The 16,353-nt window shown below is 62.0% G+C and carries 9 protein-coding genes; all 9 read right to left on the minus strand.

All coding sequences use genetic code 11. The features are described from left to right. Window positions 1-73: 73 nt before the first annotated feature. The gene (locus tag DKB71_RS16190) at window positions 74-1,141 is read right to left on the minus strand and encodes an autotransporter domain-containing protein (RefSeq protein WP_408601035.1); all 1,068 of its coding nucleotides are present in this window, start codon (window positions 1,139-1,141) and stop codon (window positions 74-76) included. Window positions 1,142-1,451: 310 nt separating this feature from the next. Further along, window positions 1,452-4,166: an autotransporter outer membrane beta-barrel domain-containing protein gene (locus DKB71_RS16195; RefSeq protein ID WP_408601036.1), complete on the minus strand. Its 2,715-nt coding sequence runs from the start codon at window positions 4,164-4,166 to the stop codon at window positions 1,452-1,454. Window positions 4,167-4,394: 228 nt separating this feature from the next. Then, on the minus strand, window positions 4,395-5,195 hold the full coding sequence (locus tag DKB71_RS16200; RefSeq protein ID WP_408601037.1) for an endonuclease/exonuclease/phosphatase family protein: 801 nt from the start codon (window positions 5,193-5,195) through the stop codon (window positions 4,395-4,397). A gap of 944 nt (window positions 5,196-6,139) precedes the next feature. Next, window positions 6,140-6,895, minus strand: a complete 756-nt coding sequence (locus DKB71_RS16205) for a PIG-L deacetylase family protein (RefSeq protein WP_408601039.1) — start codon at window positions 6,893-6,895, stop codon at window positions 6,140-6,142. A 193-nt stretch (window positions 6,896-7,088) separates the two neighbouring features. Beyond that, window positions 7,089-9,248: a glycogen debranching protein GlgX gene (glgX, locus tag DKB71_RS16210; RefSeq protein ID WP_323628239.1), complete on the minus strand. Its 2,160-nt coding sequence runs from the start codon at window positions 9,246-9,248 to the stop codon at window positions 7,089-7,091. Between the two features lie 114 nt (window positions 9,249-9,362). After that, on the minus strand, window positions 9,363-9,686 hold the full coding sequence (locus DKB71_RS16215) for a DUF2934 domain-containing protein (protein ID WP_274077314.1): 324 nt from the start codon (window positions 9,684-9,686) through the stop codon (window positions 9,363-9,365). Between the two features lie 21 nt (window positions 9,687-9,707). Continuing rightward, entirely contained in the window at window positions 9,708-12,482 is a 2,775-nt protein-coding gene (locus DKB71_RS16220; protein WP_408601040.1) for a malto-oligosyltrehalose synthase, read from the minus strand. Further along, complete coding sequence (malQ, locus tag DKB71_RS16225) at window positions 12,479-14,557, minus strand: 4-alpha-glucanotransferase (protein WP_323607150.1); 2,079 nt, start codon at window positions 14,555-14,557, stop codon at window positions 12,479-12,481. The genes DKB71_RS16220 and malQ overlap by 4 nt, the downstream gene beginning before the upstream one ends. Then, window positions 14,554-16,350 carry a malto-oligosyltrehalose trehalohydrolase gene (treZ, locus tag DKB71_RS16230; RefSeq protein ID WP_408601041.1) on the minus strand — a complete coding sequence of 599 codons (1,797 nt, stop codon included), beginning with the start codon at window positions 16,348-16,350 and terminating at the stop codon, window positions 14,554-14,556. The genes malQ and treZ overlap by 4 nt, the downstream gene beginning before the upstream one ends. Window positions 16,351-16,353: the final 3 nt, after the last annotated feature.

The raw sequence follows: 16,353 nt of genomic DNA on the forward strand, positions 1-16,353 counted from the left end.
GCCGTCTTCGCGGGCGATACGACGTGCCCGCGAAGCGCCTGCGTCGGGAACTGCTGAGTACCGGCAGTTTCCCTCACCAACGCATCCTTACCCCGAGGCTGCCAATCAGCCCGTTCAAATCATTGTCATCCACATCACTGCTGTAGTCGGCGCTGACGTACAGGCTCACGGTGGGAGTCATTCTGGCGACCAGACCCAAGCCCAGTTCGACCGTCGAGGAGTTGCGGCTGCTGCTGATCTTGTCGACCTGGTCGAGGGAAACGGTATTGCCGGTGTACACCGTGTGCCACAAGTTGGTGCGCACATAGGGTTCAATGGGCAGGCCGTTGATGTCGTAGCTACCTTTCAACTTGGCACCGACCCGGCCGCTCCACGAGGAGAGATCGCTGGAGGAGGCGTTGCCGGAACCGGCATAGGGCGTATCCAGGGTGATGCGCTGATTGATCAATTGCGCCTGGGGTTCGACCACCCAGTTCTCACTGATGCCGATCGGGAACCCGCCTTCGACCGAGAGCGTCACCGCACTGCCTTCGGTAATTTGTCGGGCGCCTTGTTCATTGCGGCTGTAACCGTTGACCCGACCACCGCTGGCCGACAGATCGACGTGCCAGCCCTGTGGGCCGGTCAGGCTGTAGTAGGCGCCGAGGCTCTGCCCTTGCAGGTTGAGGGTGTCGTTGCGCGGGTCCGATTGTGCGCGATTGGTCATCAAGCCGTTGCCGGTGCCGTGGAACTCTGCAGTCCCGCCGATCAGGCCGACCCGTTGTGTATGACCGCTATTGCTTCGCAGGGTCACAAGCGCCGGGCTTTTGTGTTCGCCGGAGCCGGGGATGGAAAAACCCTGGGCGAGGGCATCGGTTTGTGCCTGGCGCGAGGCCTGGCCATAGAGTTGATCCCAGGCACCGGGCGCGGCGTCTTCGACGGTCAGGCTGGAACTTCGGGTATCGGCAATCGGGCTGAAATGGCCGGGATAGGTGCTGGCGAGTGCGGGCAAGGTGAGCACGGGGATATCCTGGCGATACCAGGGGGTCGTTTCTTCCTCGGCGGGGGAGGCTTGCACTTCCATCGACGAACACAACAGCAGGGTACTGGAAACGGTGCAAATACTGACGCGGATCTCTTGTGGGGTGAATGAAGTCTTCATGGAGGTCTACCTTGCAATCGCATGCGGTATCTCGCTCTGGCGTCTCTCCTACCCCGAGTGAGGGGCGACCGAAGGAATTAGGGCAAGCCGACGCCTGCCCGTTTTCACGGGTGGCGGCGGTTGGTCCTGATGGTGATTCCGGGGTAGTACCGTGAAGTCAAGAAGACCCCTGCCATTGCGTCAAGAAAATGGCCGATAAATGGTAGGGGTATTTCAGATCATATAAGTGACTGATTTACGACGCCTCCATAAGTTCTTGTTTATTGGTTGAAACGTCAAAAAACTCGCGAGCTAGAGCCGTTTTCGAGGCTTACCAACTCACCCTGACTCCCACGTTACCGCTCATTCCACGCAGTGGGTTGCTGTCGATATTGCTGCTGTAATCGGCATTGGCATACAGGCTCACAGCGGGCGCAAGGGTGAGGATGGCACCGATGCCCAGATCGGCCGATGAGGTGCGTTGTTCGGTCTTGATCTCGGTGCTGTCGCCGAATGTCACGGTGTCCGTTCCCGACATTGTGTGCCACAGGTTGACCCGCACATAAGGTTCCAGCGGCAGCTTAGCGACCTCGTAGCTTCCCTTGAGCCGGGCGCCGAGGCGGCCGGTCCAGGCCGGGTCGGAATCGAACGACACCCTGGAAATACCGTCGTCCTGACTCTTCAGCTTAACCTGTTGATGGATGACCTGTGCCTGAGGTTCGAGCACCCAATTGTCTGCCACTGCAAAGGGGTAGCCGGCCTCGACCGAGAGGGTCGTGGCGTGGCCGTCGTTGTCGATTTTCAGGCCACGGTCGGAGTGGCTGTCGCCGTTGAGCCACGTGTACATGGCCACGGTATCGACATACCAGCCCTTGGGGTCGATCAGGGTCCAGTAGAGCCCGAGGCTGTCGCCTTGCAACTCGACCTTGCCGGCGCGCTGGTCATGGAAACCCTGGTTGAAACCGTCGACATCACCCTGCAAGCGACTGTGACCGACGAAAAAACCAGTGCGCTGGGTTTGCCCGTTGGACGTTTGCGAAGCGAACAGATCGTTGCCCACCTGGAACCCGTTCAGCGAGCCGTCGAGCCGTGGCGTGACGGTACCAGCCCAGGTCTGGTCGAAGTTTTTCCCGTAGGCCCGACCCCAGCCCGCACCAAAGGCACCGGTTTCGTTGAGCAGTCGTTGGTCACCCTGTCGATCATGGAAGGTGCCGAGCGCCGCCTGGGCCAGCTGCGCGGCCGCCGGTGGCAATACGGACCAGACCGGGACTTCCTGACGGTACAGGGGAATGGGCGCTGCACCGGGTTCAGGGACCGGCAATGGCGGCGAGCCGACGGCCGCTACCGGCGTCGCGAGCGGCGCCGCGTCCGGGGGTACCGGAATCGGTGGCAAGGCAGGATTGGGGTTAGGCACCGAGACCGGTGCAACCAGAATCGGTGGCAAGGTGGGATCCGGGTTGGGCACTGCGACCGGTGCTACCAGGATCGGTGGCAAGGCAGGATCCGGGTTGGGCACCACAAGCGGTGGAACCAGAATCGGTGGCAAGGCGGGGTTCGGATTGGGCACCTCGACCACTGGCGCGGCCACTACGGATGAGCGCAGGAACCAACTGTTTTCGCTGCCAGCGGTGACGCCGCCCTTGAACAGTTGGTAATCGAAAGCGCCGGCCGATAACGGGGTTTTTAGCGTAAAGGCGCCACTGTCGCTGATGGCCGTTCCCTGGGCCTGGACAACCTGAATGCCGTTTTGCAGGGTTGCCGCACCCGTGCCACCCAGGTTGTTGACGGTAATCGACGTGGTACCCGTCAAGGTGCCGTCATTGACCACCAGTTTGTCACTGGGGGAACTGTCATCGCCAAGCACACTTTGTACCCATAGCTGGCCGCCGTTGCCGGCATAGTTGCCCTGTACCGTCAGGGTGTCGCTGGTGCGGGTATTGCCGCTGCTCAGGTCGATGACCCCGGCGTTGTTCAGCGTCGCACGCTGACCTGCGGTAAACGGGGTGAGGCTGCCCTGGGTCGAAGTCACGACACTGCTGCTGTCGATGTTGAACACGCCGCTGCCAGTGTCGCTGTCACCCAGGACGAAGTTGCCGTCGAAGTCGAACCGCGAGCCTTTGTCCAGGTTGACGGTTTCCCAGTTGGTGTAACGCGCAGCGCCGCTGGACGTGGTGTTATCGAAGGTCAGCAGGTCGCTGCCGTTGCCTCCATCTATGGTCGGCGTCTGGGCCAGGATGGTGTCATTGAGATTGCGCAGGGTTGCCTGGTCATTGCCATCTCCCATCAGGATCGCCGAGCGGATGATCCCGCCGCCTTCCCAGGTCAATGTGTCATCGCCCACGCTGGTACGGATCTCGCCGACGATTTCGCCGCCGGTCACCGTAATGCTGTCGTTGCCACCGCTGACACTGATGTTGCCGCCAATTCGTCCACCGGAAACGATGATGGTGTCAGTCCCGAACCCGGTGACCAGATTGCCGAGGATCTGCCCGCCAGACATGTCGAACAGATTGTTATCGAGCTTCATGTCGACCCGGCCGATGCTTCCGCCGGTCATCCTGGCGGTGTCGCCGTCTTCGAAGGCGCCCGTGATGGTGCCTGCGCTCATCTCGAAAAAGTCGCGACTGTCGCCCTGGGCCAGCGACTGGAGGGTCCCGCCGCTCATGACAAAGGTATCGACGCCATTACCCTGGTTCACCGCCCCGGTGACCTGGCCGGCACTGATGTTGAACGTGTCGCTACCGTCGCCCTGATTGACGATCCCGGTGATGACGCCGGAATTCATGCCCAGGGTGTCGTTGCCGGCGCCGAAGGTCACATTGCCTGTGATCGAGCCGCTGCCATTGGCGGGAAAACTCAGGCTGTTGTTACCGGCAAGGTCAGTCAGCGGCCCGCTATTGCCGCTGTCGCAGACGAAGTTGTCGTTGCCGGGGGAGGGGGTGAGGTTACAAGCCGCGTTAGCGGGCAGTGACCAGCCCATGCAGAGCCAGATGGAAATGGCACAGGCGCTGTAACGGTAGTTGGGCAGTTCTTTGCAAAGCTTCATGCTCGTCTCCGCGTAGGAATCGGCACCTGTGTCTTGCCAGCAGGGCAAGACAACAGGTGCATCGGCAGCGCGAGTTGCGAGACATCATCAGGAAGGCAAAACCTTTCGGGCAACGACGGCTACGGGGCCTGTCCGCACGATTCGTTCGAAACGGACGGGAGCACCGTAGCAGGTGTTTTTTGGGGCATCTACTGTCACAAATGACAGGTAGAGATCAGTTCAGACGCATCACAGATGCACTTCGACCGCCAATGGCAGGTGATCTGACAGGTGCGTCCAGGGCTTGTGGCTGAGGATCTTCGGCTCATGGCTGCTGGCGTTGCGCAGGTAGATCCGGTCCAGGCGCAGCAACGGGAAACGCGCCGGGTAGGTCTTTGCAGGACGGCCATGGTGGCGTTCGAAGGATTCGTGCAAGTAGTCGCGACGGGAGAGGGCGGCGTTGCCCTGCAACTGCCAATCGTTGAAGTCGCCGGCGATGATCACGGGCGCCTCATCGGGCAAGGATTCGAGCAATTGGCAGAGCAACTGCAACTGCAACTGTCGATGACTTTCCAGCAGGCTCAGGTGCACGCAGATCGCATGGACCTCGGCGTGACCCGGCACGTCCAGCACGCAATGCAACAGGCCACGGCGCTCGGGGCCGGTGATGGAAACGTCGAGGTTGCGGTATTCACGGATCGGGTATTTGGACAGCAGCGCATTGCCATGGTGACCGTCGGGGTAGACCGCATTGCGCCCGTAGGCGAAGTCGCTCCACATGCTGTCGGCCAGGAACTCGTACTGCGACATTTGCGGCCAGTTGTTGTACCGCGAAGAATGGCGCTCATGTTCACCGACGACTTCCTGCAGGAACACCAGGTCGGCTGAGGTGCTGCGTACCGCATCGCGCAACTCCGGGAGGATGAAGCGCCGGTTGAGTGCGGTAAATCCCTTGTGGGTGTTGACCGTCAGCACGCGCAGTCGATGGATGACCGGGGGGGTGTCCAACGGTATTGAGCCAAGGGTCTGGCGATTAGAGTCGCTGCTCACTTTCACTCCTCTGAATCCGGGATGCTTATGTATGCGACTGATCTGGCAGCGTGCAGTTCAGCTCTTTTGCGTACATATCCATTTCTGCGTAATGCCACCGCGGATGTACCCGATCAAACTGTAGGAGCTGGCTTGCCAGCGATGGTCGTCAACGATGACGCACACTGATCTGGTAGCGTGCAGTTCAGCTCTTTTGCGTACATATCCATTTCTGCGTAACGCCACCGCGGATGTACCCGATCAAACTGTAGGAGCTGGCTTGCCAGCGATGGTCGTCAACGATGACGCACACTGTCTGAGTGACGGTGTTGTCCAGATTTTTTTCGGTCAACACATAAGAGGTCGGCTGTCAGGCCGCCTTCGCTGGCAAGCCAGCTCCTACAGTTTGATCGGCGTATATCTGCAGGAGATTGCTTGGCTGTCAGGCCGCCTTCGCTGGCAAGCCAGCTCCTACAGTTTGATCGGCGTATATCTGCAGGAGATTGCTTGGCTGTCAGGCCGCCTTCGCTGGCAAGCCAGCTTCTACAGTTTGATCGGCGTATATCTGCAGGAGATTGCTTGGCTGTCAGGCCGCCTTCGCTGGCAAGCCAGCTCCTACAGTTTGATCGGCGTACATCTGCAGGAGATTGCTTGGCTGTCAGGCCGCCTTCGCTGGCAAGCCAGCTCCTACAGTTTGATCGGCGTATATCTGCAGGAGATTGCTTGGCTGTCAGGCCGCCTTCGCTGGCAAGCCAGCTCCTACAGTTTGATCGGCGTACATCTGCAGGAGATTGCTTGGCTGTCAGGCGGCCTTCGCTGGCAAGCCAGCTCCTACAGTTTGATCGGCGTACATCTGCAGGGGATTACTCGGCTGGCAGGCCGCCTTCGCTGGCAAGCCAGCTCCTACACTTTGATCGGCGTACATCTGCAGGAGATTGCTTGGCTATCAGGACGACTCGGTCTATTCAGACAAACACAATCTCATAAGGCAACCGCATCCGCTCCAGCAACACCCTCGGCAACCGCGGCGCAACCCCGATGGCCGGCTCTCCGTCGAGCTGACTGGCATACGCATGGGTAGCGTGGCTCTTGCGCGCCACCGTCCAGGTGTCCAGGCGCACTTTGCGTGCCCGATGCCAGGGGATCAAGGCGCTATCGCGGTTTGGCCAGTGCCATGCCCAGACAGGTATTTCAGTGAAGACGGCGCCCGCGATGGTGGCCGCATTGGCGCTGGCGCGGCCGACGGCGTCATGGTCGCTGTTGCCGTCCTCGCACCAGGTGCTGAACACAACGTCGCCCGGGCGCAGATAACGGGCGATGAATTGCGTGAGCGCCTGTTCATGCTCGGCCAGGGTGTTGTCGGTGAAGCCGCCGCGGATCCATTTCAGGCTGTGCATCGGCAACCCGAGTCGGCGCAGGGCCTCGACGCTTTCCTGGGAGCGGAACACGCTCAGGCGCTTTTCCGACCATTGCTGGGAGCCTTGATGACTGGCGCTGCCGTCGGTCACCGAGATCAATTGCAAGGGGTGTCCCGTGGCGGCGAGCAACTGCAGCAGACCGCCGCAGGTCAGCACTTCGTCGCCGGGGTGGGGGGCGATCACCACTGCGCGGGCGCCGGGAGGGAGAAGGGATTGGGTACCGATGACCGGGATATTGGCCAGTTGCGGGGCGCTGTTCCAGATTTGCTCGGCACAGCTGTCACTGATGGACACGGATTTCATGGCGTTACGTCCTTGTTACATTCGCCTTCAGGCGTGCGCGACGCAAGTGCGGCAGCAGCCGTGAGGGCGGGTTGATAGCGAAGCGCGGCGCTCCGGACCCTGGACAGCCGCGCATCGAGTATTGCTCATGTAGCGGTATTCGTCGCGCCGGATGTGCTCGCAAGAAACAATTTTTCCGGCGCGCCGGCTGTTTTTACTCCTCTTCCTCCCGTTGCAGTTCGAACAACAGCAACGAACGCCCGGTGACCGAGTACTCGCGACCGAAGTCGAAGCGTTCCTGGCCGCGTATGGACGGTTGGTTGGTGTCGATCAGGCAGGTCCAGAAACTGCCATCGGGCACCTCCGGCAGGAGGAAGTTGACGATGTCGTGATGGGCGTTGACCACCAGCAACAGCGTGGCGTCCGCCCCTTTGCGGCGAATCCCGGTTTCCTGGGCGCGGCCGTCGAGCAACATGCCCAGGCAGCGATTATGCGCATCGTGCCAGTGCTCGGTGGTCATTTCGCTGCCATCCGGCGCGAGCCAGGTGACATCCTTGACGCCGATGTCCTCGTTGTAATTGCCCACCAGGAAGCGCCCGCGGCGCAGGATCGGATAGGTCAGGCGCAATTTGATCAGGCGCTTGACGAACTTGAGCAGGGCCTTGCCGTCTTCGCTCAGGTCCCAGTTGACCCAGCCGATTTCGCTGTCCTGGCAATAGGCGTTGTTGTTACCTTCCTGGGTGCGGGCGAATTCATCGCCGGCCACCAGCATCGGCGTACCCTGGGCCAGCAGCAAGGTGGCAAAGAAATTGCGCATCTGGCGCTGGCGCAGGGCGTTGATTTCCGGGTCGTCGGTGGGGCCTTCGACGCCATGGTTCCAGGACAGGTTGTTGTTGCTGCCGTCCTGGTTGTCCTCGTCGTTGGCCTCGTTGTGCTTGTCGTTGTACGACACCAGGTCATTGAGGGTGAAACCGTCGTGGGCGGTGATGAAATTCAGCGATGAATAGGGCCGCCGGCCGCGCTGGTTGAACATCTCGCCGGAAGCGGTCATGCGGCTGGCGAAGTCCGCCAGTTGGCCATCGTCGCCTTTCCAGAAGGCGCGCACGGTGTCGCGAAACTTGTCGTTCCATTCCACCCAGCCCGGCGGGAAGCGTCCGACCTGATACCCGCCGGGCCCGCAATCCCAGGGCTCGGAGATCAGCTTGACCTGACGCAGGACCGGGTCCTGGCGGCAGGCCACGAGGAAACTGTGGCGCTCGTCGAAGCCGTCGTGATAACGCCCGAGGATGGTCGCCAGGTCGAAGCGAAAGCCATCCACATGCATCTCCGAGGCCCAGTAGCGCAGGGAGTCGGTGACCATCTGCAACACGCACGGGTGGCTCAGGTCCAGGGTGTTGCCGGTGCCGGAGTCGTTGATGTAGAAGCGCTTGTCGTCAGGCTTCAAGCGGTAGTAGGAGGCGTTGTCGATGCCGCGCATGGACAGGGTCGGACCCTGTTCGTTGCCCTCGGCAGTGTGGTTGTAGACCACGTCGAGGATCACTTCCAGATTGGCTTCGTGCAGGTGCGCGACCATCTCCTTGAACTCGGCGATCTTGCCGCTGGCCAGGTAGCGCGGGTCGGGGGCGAAGAAGGCAATGCTGTTGTAGCCCCAGTAATTGGTCATGCCTTTGTGCAGCAGGTGCTGGTCGTTGACGAAAGCGTGGATCGGCAGCAGTTCGACACTCGACACACCCAGCTTGCGGATATGCTCCAGCACTTCGTCGACCATCAGTCCGGCAAAGGTCCCGCGCACGTTTTCGGGGACGGCGGGGTGACGCATGCTGTAGCCGCGCACGTGGGTTTCATAAATGATCGTCTTGTCCCAGGGCACGCTGACCCGGTGATCGTGGCCCCAGGTGTGCGCCGGATCGATCACCTTGCATTTGGGCACGAAGGGCGCGCTGTCGCGTTCGTCGAAACTGAGGTCGCGGTCCGGGTGGCCAATGGTGTAGCCGAACAAGGCCTCGGACCATTTCAGGCGGCCGATCAGTTGTTTGGCGTAGGGGTCGATCAACAACTTGTTGGGGTTGAAGCGATGGCCGTTGGCCGGGTCGTACGGGCCGTACACGCGGTAACCGTAGATCAGCCCCGGATGAGCGTCGGGCAAGTAGCCGTGGTAGATCTCGTCGGTGTATTCCGGCAGCTCGATGCGTTCGAGTTCGACTTCGCCGGCATCATCGAAAATGCACAGTTCGACCCGGGTGGCGTTGGCCGAGAACAACGCGAAATTGACCCCCAGGCCATCCCAGGTCGCACCGAGTGGAAAGGGCAGGCCTTCACGGATGCGCGAGGGTTCGGCACGGGGAGGCGGCGTTTCTTTCTTCGGACGGGACATATTTGCTCCAGCAACAGCGGACAGTAACGGGGCTCAGTATTTATTTCGCGGGCGAGCACACCCCTCGGTGGCGAGCGGGCTCGCCACGCAATGATTCAATGCAACGGCAGAAGCTTAGACCGCTGGCGGTTTTCGCGCCGCACGGGGCTTTTTCTCGGCGGCCTTTTCCCCAGGTGGTATCACCGCAGAGGCAGCAGCCGGCTTGGCCTTGGCCTTGGGTTTTGGTGCTGCAGCCTTGCCATTGAGCTTGGCATCGCCTTCTTTGCTCACGGCGGGCTTGCTCGCCGGGGCTTTTGCCGGCTTTTTCGGCGCCAGTTTTTCGGCTTCGGCGAGTTTGCGCGCCATCTCCCAGTGCCGTGCTTCCTGGCCCTCGGGTTTGCCTTCAGACTCCCAGATCTGATAGGCAAACTCGCGGATACGCTTATCGTCGGTACTCATCGCATTGCTCCTGAACTGAACTCAAGTGTGGGTAGTTTGGATAAAGAGATTGACCGGAAAATCCCCCAGCGCGGCGCTGATCATCAGCTCCCTGTTTTTTGTGACTGCGACGCTTGTAAAAAGTCCCTTCAGATTTTCCTCGGCGGTTGTGAAGGGCAAACTGACCCGGGTGTCGCCCCACTGCAGCGCGTCCACCTGAGGCACGGCACTGTTTTCCAGCAGAGCCGAGCAACGGATCGGCACGATGACGATGGCGCGCTTGCCCTCCCATTCGCGAACAAATCCCAGCACACGTTTGGCCTGACTGCCGATGACTTCGAGGGCCTGGTAGCTCCCGTGTCGAAACAAATCGGCGTGCTCGGCCCGCAGGTTCAAAGTCTGCGCAATCAACGCTTGCTTGATGCGCCCGTCGCGCCAATGCGTCAACAGATCAGGCAGATCCAGCGATTGCTGCAAGGCCTGTTGGCGGCTGGCGTAATCCACCGGCCGGCGGTTGTCCGGATCGACCAGGGTGAAGTCCCAGAAGTCAGCGCCCTGATAGAGGTCCGGCACGCCCGGCACGGTCATGCGCAGCAAGGTTTGCGCCAATCCGTTGAGGGCGCCGGGCAAGGCGATGGTGTGGGCGGCCTTGCCGAGGGCGCTGCGCAGCAGATCACCTTCCGGACTCAACAGCAGGCGCTGGGTGAAGCTCTCGGTGGCCTGTTCGTAAACCTCGTTCGGAGCGCTCCAGCTGCTCTGCAGCTTGGCTTCGCGCAGGGCCTTGCGTTGCCATTGGCTGATGCGTTTGGCGTAGTCCTCCAGGGCCGGTTGGTCGTCGAGGTGCAACTCCAGCGGCCAACTGCCGAGCAGTGCCTGATAGAGAATCAGCTCATCACCGGCAGACGGCATCTGGTCATCGTCGCGCAACGGGCGGGCGAGGGCGCGCCACAGGCCGACCTGTTCGACGTACCATTTACTGCGTTCACTCAAGATTGCCAGGCGCGCCCGGGTATCCTCGCCACGCTTGTGATCGTGGGTCGCGGTGGCGAGCAGGTTGTCCGGAAAATTGGCCAGGCGTTGGGCGCATGCCCCATGAAAATCGGCCACCGGGGCGCTGAACTGCTCGGTGCTGAAGCCAACGTCATTGCGCGACAGCAGCACCGCCGAGCGATAGAACGCGGTATCTTCCACGGCCTTCGCCGCGGCAGGTGACGTCAACTGTTGGAATCGCACGCAAGCATGCTTGAGCCGTTTACGCAGGCGACCGGCCGGGCGTTCACGCCAGGCCTCGCCGCCCAGCCAACCTGCCAGGCACTCAAGCACTGGCCAGTCGGCTTCGCTCAGGGTCTGGCGGGCGCCTTCCATGGCCTGCTGGAAAAACACCTCGTCCTGGGTCGAACGCCCCAGGGCACCGATGTAGGTGCGATACACCGAGAAATGCACGATCAGTTCCTGCAACGCCCGACGGATCGCCCCAAGCGTCAAGTCGCGGGTCATCAGGTCATCCCGGGCCACTTGCAACAGGGCCTGGGCGACACTTTCGAAATCCCCGGCGAGCGAACCATTGAGAATCTGCTGGCGCGCCAGTTGTGCTTCCTGGCGGAAGTCAGCCGGGCGCTCGCTGTAGCGCTGCCAGAGTTCGCCAAGGTTTTTTTCACCCTCGGGGTCGTGTTGCAACAGCGACAACTGGTTCATGAATTCGTAGCCGGTGGTGCCATCCACCGACCAGTCGCGGTGCAGGCTTTCGCCTTCGCCAAGGATTTTTTCCACGTAGATCGGCAGGTGCCGGCCCGGTGCCAGGCTGTCGACCCGGCGCCGCAGTTTGCGGCAGTAGCCCCGTGGGTCGGCGAGGCCGTCGATGTGGTCGATGCGCAACCCGTCGACCAGCCCTTGCGCCACCAACTGGAAAATCTTCGCGTGGGTCGCTTCGAACACCGCCGGGCGCTCTACGCGCAAGCCACCCAGCTCGTTGATATCGAAAAAACGCCGCCAGTTGATGTCGTCCGCGGCGGTGCGCCAACTGGCGAGGCGGTAGCTCTGGCGTTCCAGCAAGTCGTGCAAGCGCTGGAAGCCCTCGCTGGTCTTTGAGTCGTAGGCTTGCAGATTGTGTTCAATGGTTTGCAGCATCGCCGGATCGCAGGCCAGTTCCCGTAGCTCCTCTTTTAACGGAATCGCCAGGCTGTAGGCGTCGGTCTGGTAACTCAAGGTGCTGAAACGGTCCGCCAGTAATTTCAGCGGCTCGGCATCGGCCTTGAGCAGTTCGCCGTATTGGCTGGGGCAGATCGGAAAGTGATGATCGTAATGCTCGACGTAAAACGTGCCGCGCTTCACATCGAAACGCAGCGCGAGGGTACCGTCCTGCAAGGCGATGCCGTAGTCGCTGCCGAGGAACGGCAACAGCAACTGACCTTCCATCAAGGGGTCGGGCGAGTGCCACTGGATATCGAAGAACTCGCCGTACGGGCTCAGGCGTCCCCACTCGAGCAAGTCCAGCCACCAGGGATTGTCATTACCGCCGACCGCCATGTGGTTGGAGACGATATCGAGGATCAACCCCATGTTCTGCGCGCGCAGGGCACTGACCAGGCGACGCAATGCCGGTTCACCGCCGAGCTCCGGGTTGACGCTGGTCGGGTCCACCACGTCATAACCGTGCATCGAACCGGCGCGGGCGCTCAGCAGCGGCGAGGCGTAGACATGGCTGATGCCGAGGCGGGCAAAATAGGGCACCAGCGGCACGGCATCGTCGAGGGTGAAGCCTTTATGAAATTGCAGTCGCAGGGTGGCCCGTAGTGGTTCGATGTTGATTTGATTCATTGGTCACGCTCGGCCGCCTGAAGTCGCGCGCAGGCGAGCAGTTCCAGGCGCCGGGCGGCGTCCGGGTCGTCGAGCAGCGCTTCGCTGTACCCGGGCAGCCGTCGCGACCAGTTGGGGTGCGTATCGATGGTGCCGGGCAGGTTGGCCTGCTGTTCGATGCCCAGCGCATCCTCCAGCGGCAGCAGCACCAGCGGCGCGCGGGTGTGGCCGAGGAAACGCACACTGGCGTCGAGCACCTGATCGGTTTCATGGGACTCTTCGCGAAAGTTCTGCGGGTCCTGGCTCAAGGTCCGGCGCAGGCCTTCGCGCTCGCGCTCGCGGTGTTGGCGCCACTCGATTTCGGCACTGGCATCGACCAGGCCGAGGCGGGCGTTCCAGTCGATATCGCGGCCATGCCACCAGCCATTGAGTGTGGGCAGGTCGTGGGTGCTGGTGGTGGCCAGGGCGTTGTCCGGCCAGTCGAGGATCGGTTTGAAGTGGGTGTTGTCCTGTTCGAACAGCAACACGCGCATCCCGAGCATGGCGCGGGCGCTGAGTTTTTCCCGCAGGCCATCGGGCACCGTGCCCAGGTCTTCACCGAGCACAATGGCCTGGTGGCGATGGGACTCGAGGGTCAACAGCCGTAGTAAGTCGTCCAGCGGGTAATACAGGTAGGCGCCATCGGCTGGCGACGCGCCATTGGGGATCACCCACAAGCGCTGCAGGCCCATGACATGGTCGATCCGCAGGCCCCCGGCGTGGGCGAAGTTGGCCCGCAGCATTTCGATGAAAGCGCGAAAGCCATTGCGCACCAGGCCTTCGGGGGAGAAGGCGGAAATGCCCCAACCCTGGCCCGTGCGGTTGAGAATGTCCGGTGGCGCGCCAACGGTGAGGGAGGCGAGCAGTTCGTCCTGGCGACTCCAGGCCTGGCTGCCACCGCCATCGGCACCCACGGCCAGGTCGGCAATCAGGCCAATGCCCATGCCGCTGCTGCGGGCGGCGGCTTGCGCGCGCTCCAGGCACCGGGTGATCAGCCACTGGCAGAAGGCGAAGAAGCCGATGCGTCCGGCATTCTCTTCGGCGAATTCGGCCAGGGCGGCGCTGCGCGGGTTGCGCCACTGCTCCGGCCATTCACGCCAATCGAGGCTTTGCCCTTGGGCCAGGCGTGCCTCTTGAATGGCTTCGAAGCGGCAATGATTTTCCAGCGCTTCACCCCCGGCATGACGAAAGCTGCTGAAGTCGGCGTGCAGCGGATGTTCGCCCTGCACGAAGCCTTCGTACAGCGCCTGTAACAGCCGATGCTTGGCTTCGGCGGCGGTCGGCCAGTCGATCAATGGTAGCTCTTCCAGGTGCTTGAGCTCGGCGGCCAGGCCCGTGGCATCGATTGCGGTGCGCATCGCGCGCTCACCAAGAATCGCTCCCGGCGCGCAATACAGGCTGTTGAGAAACAGACGGCTGGAAGGCGAATAGGGGCTATAGCGGTGGGTGTCGTTGGCGAACATGGCATGCAGTGGACTGATCGCCAGGGCTTCGGCGCCGCGTTCACCGGCCACTCGGGCCAGGTCTTCCAGCGCCTGGGTGTCGCCAAAACCGCCATCGCCGGCACGGCGCAAGGCGTACAGTTGCACGCTCAGGCCCCAGGTACGCGGGATCGGGCTGTCCACGGCATCGCCCACGCTGTAGCAGCGGGCGGGGGCCACGGCCAGGGTAAAGCTCTGACCATCGATGTCGACGTGCTGGTAACCGACCGGAATCAGCCCGGGCAGGACGGCCTCGGCATCCAGTTTCAGACTCAGGTGCGAGCCATCTTCGAGATGGACCTCGCAGGGTGTCAGCGGCTCGAAAAAGTGCGCCAGGTTGAGTCCGACCCCGACATCGGCGGTGATCAGCGGCGGCAGGTGCCGGGTTTCCTGGACCTGTTGCAATTCGACCAGGCTGGCGTCGATTTCCTGGGCGCTGCCGGCCGGGTGGCCGAGACCGGTGAGGACGTTGCGCAGCACTGCGGGGGCGACTTTTTGCGGGCGGCCATTGGCGTCGATCCAGTCGACCGCCAGGCCGGCCCGGGTAGCCAGTATTTCCAGTTGCGCATCACTCATTGGCGCTCTCCATCAAGGGGTAGCAAAGGGGCCGCGGCCGTGAGGCTGACAAGCGCGCAATACGGGGGCAAGGTGCCTTGATCCAGCTGTTGACCGGACCCAGGCGGCTGTTCGAACAGTAAAGAAGCATTGACCGGTGGCGTGTGGCGAATTGGCTTGGCGCTGAGGTTGAGGTCGATGCGCAAGTGGCTGCCATCGCCCAGGCGCCAGGACGCGCTCACCGCTGCGGTGCCGAGCACCTCGGCATCCAGCGCGTGGGTACCGGGCAAAAACGCAATGATATGCCGATGCCGGATCTGCAACAGTTGCCGATAGAAGTCATGGACCGCCGATGGCGTGGTGTAGGCAAGGGCAGGGCGCGATGCTTCGAAAGTCTGTGGTGCGTTGGGATCGGGAATCTGTTCGCGTTTATGCGGGTCGGCAAAGGCGCTGAACGCGGCAAACTCATTGCGCCGTCCTTCGCGCACCAGCCGTGCCAGTTCGCCATGGTGGCTGGTGAAAAACAGGAAGGGTTGTTCGGCGGCAAACTCATCGCCCATGAACATCAGCGGGATCATCGGCGACAGCAGCAACAGCACCGTCGCCGCTTTCAACGCTTCGGGGTGGGCCAGTTGATGCAGGCGCTCGCCAAAGGCGCGGTTGCCGATCTGGTCGTGGTTCTGCAAAAACAGCACGAACGCAGTGGGTGGCAAATGCCCGCTGGGCTCGCCGCGTGACTCGCCGTGGCGGTTGACGTGGCCCTGGAACACAAAGCCCTGGCTCAGGCAGCGGGCCAGTTGTTCGGTGGGGTTTTCGGCATAGTCGGCGTAATAGGCATCGGTCTCGCCGGTCAGCAGCACATGCAGGGCGTTGTGGCCGTCATCGTTCCACTGAGCGTCGTAGCCCTGTTCGAGCAGGCTGGCCTGGTTATGTTCGTTTTCCACCATCAGCCACACATGGCGCGACGGATCGCTCTGCTCGCGCACCCGCTGGGCCAGTTCCTGGAGAAAGTCCGGGTCTTCGATGGCGTGCACCGCGTCCAGGCGCAAGCCGTCGAAACGGTACTCCAGCAGCCACATCAAGGCGTTGTCGATGAAGAAGTCGCGCACCTCGCGCCGACGGAAATCGATGGCTGCTCCCCAAGGCGTGTGCCGGTCTTCACGGAAGAAGCCCTTGGCGTAGCGATGCAGGTAATTGCCATCGGGCCCGAAGTGGTTGTAGACCACGTCGAGAATCACCGCCAGACCGAGGCCATGGGCGGTGTCGATCAGGTGCTTGAGCTGCTCGGGAGAACCATAGGAGGCCTGGGGCGCATACAGCAGCACCCCGTCGTAGCCCCAATTACGCTCGCCGGGAAACTGCGCGATCGGCATCAACTCGATCGCGGTGATCCCAAGCGTGACCAGGTGCGCCAGCTGTTGCTCGACACCCGCGAAGCCGCCGAGCGCACCGACGTGCAGCTCGTAGATCACCGCTTCGTTCCAGGGGCGTCCCAGCCAGGTGGTGTGCCGCCATTGGTAGGCGAGCGGGTCGACCACCACGCTGTACTGGTCAATGTCCCCGGCCTGGGCGCGGGAGGCCGGGTCCGGCACCTCCAGCTCGCCATCGATGTTGTAGCGGTAGCGCGTACCGGCCGGGCAACGGGTGTTGATCACGAACCAGCCGTCGGCCTGGGGCAACAACGGCAAGGACTGTCCATTTTCCAGCTCGACACTGACGTAGAACGCATCGGGAGCCCACAACGCGAATCGCGTGTTTTGCGGGTCCAGTTTGATTGCGCCGTGGGGCCAGGTCTCAAGGGTCCGTAACGGCATCTC

This window comes from Pseudomonas sp. PLMAX, from assembly GCF_046042685.1.
Lineage (GTDB): Bacteria > Pseudomonadota > Gammaproteobacteria > Pseudomonadales > Pseudomonadaceae > Aquipseudomonas > Aquipseudomonas putida_AE.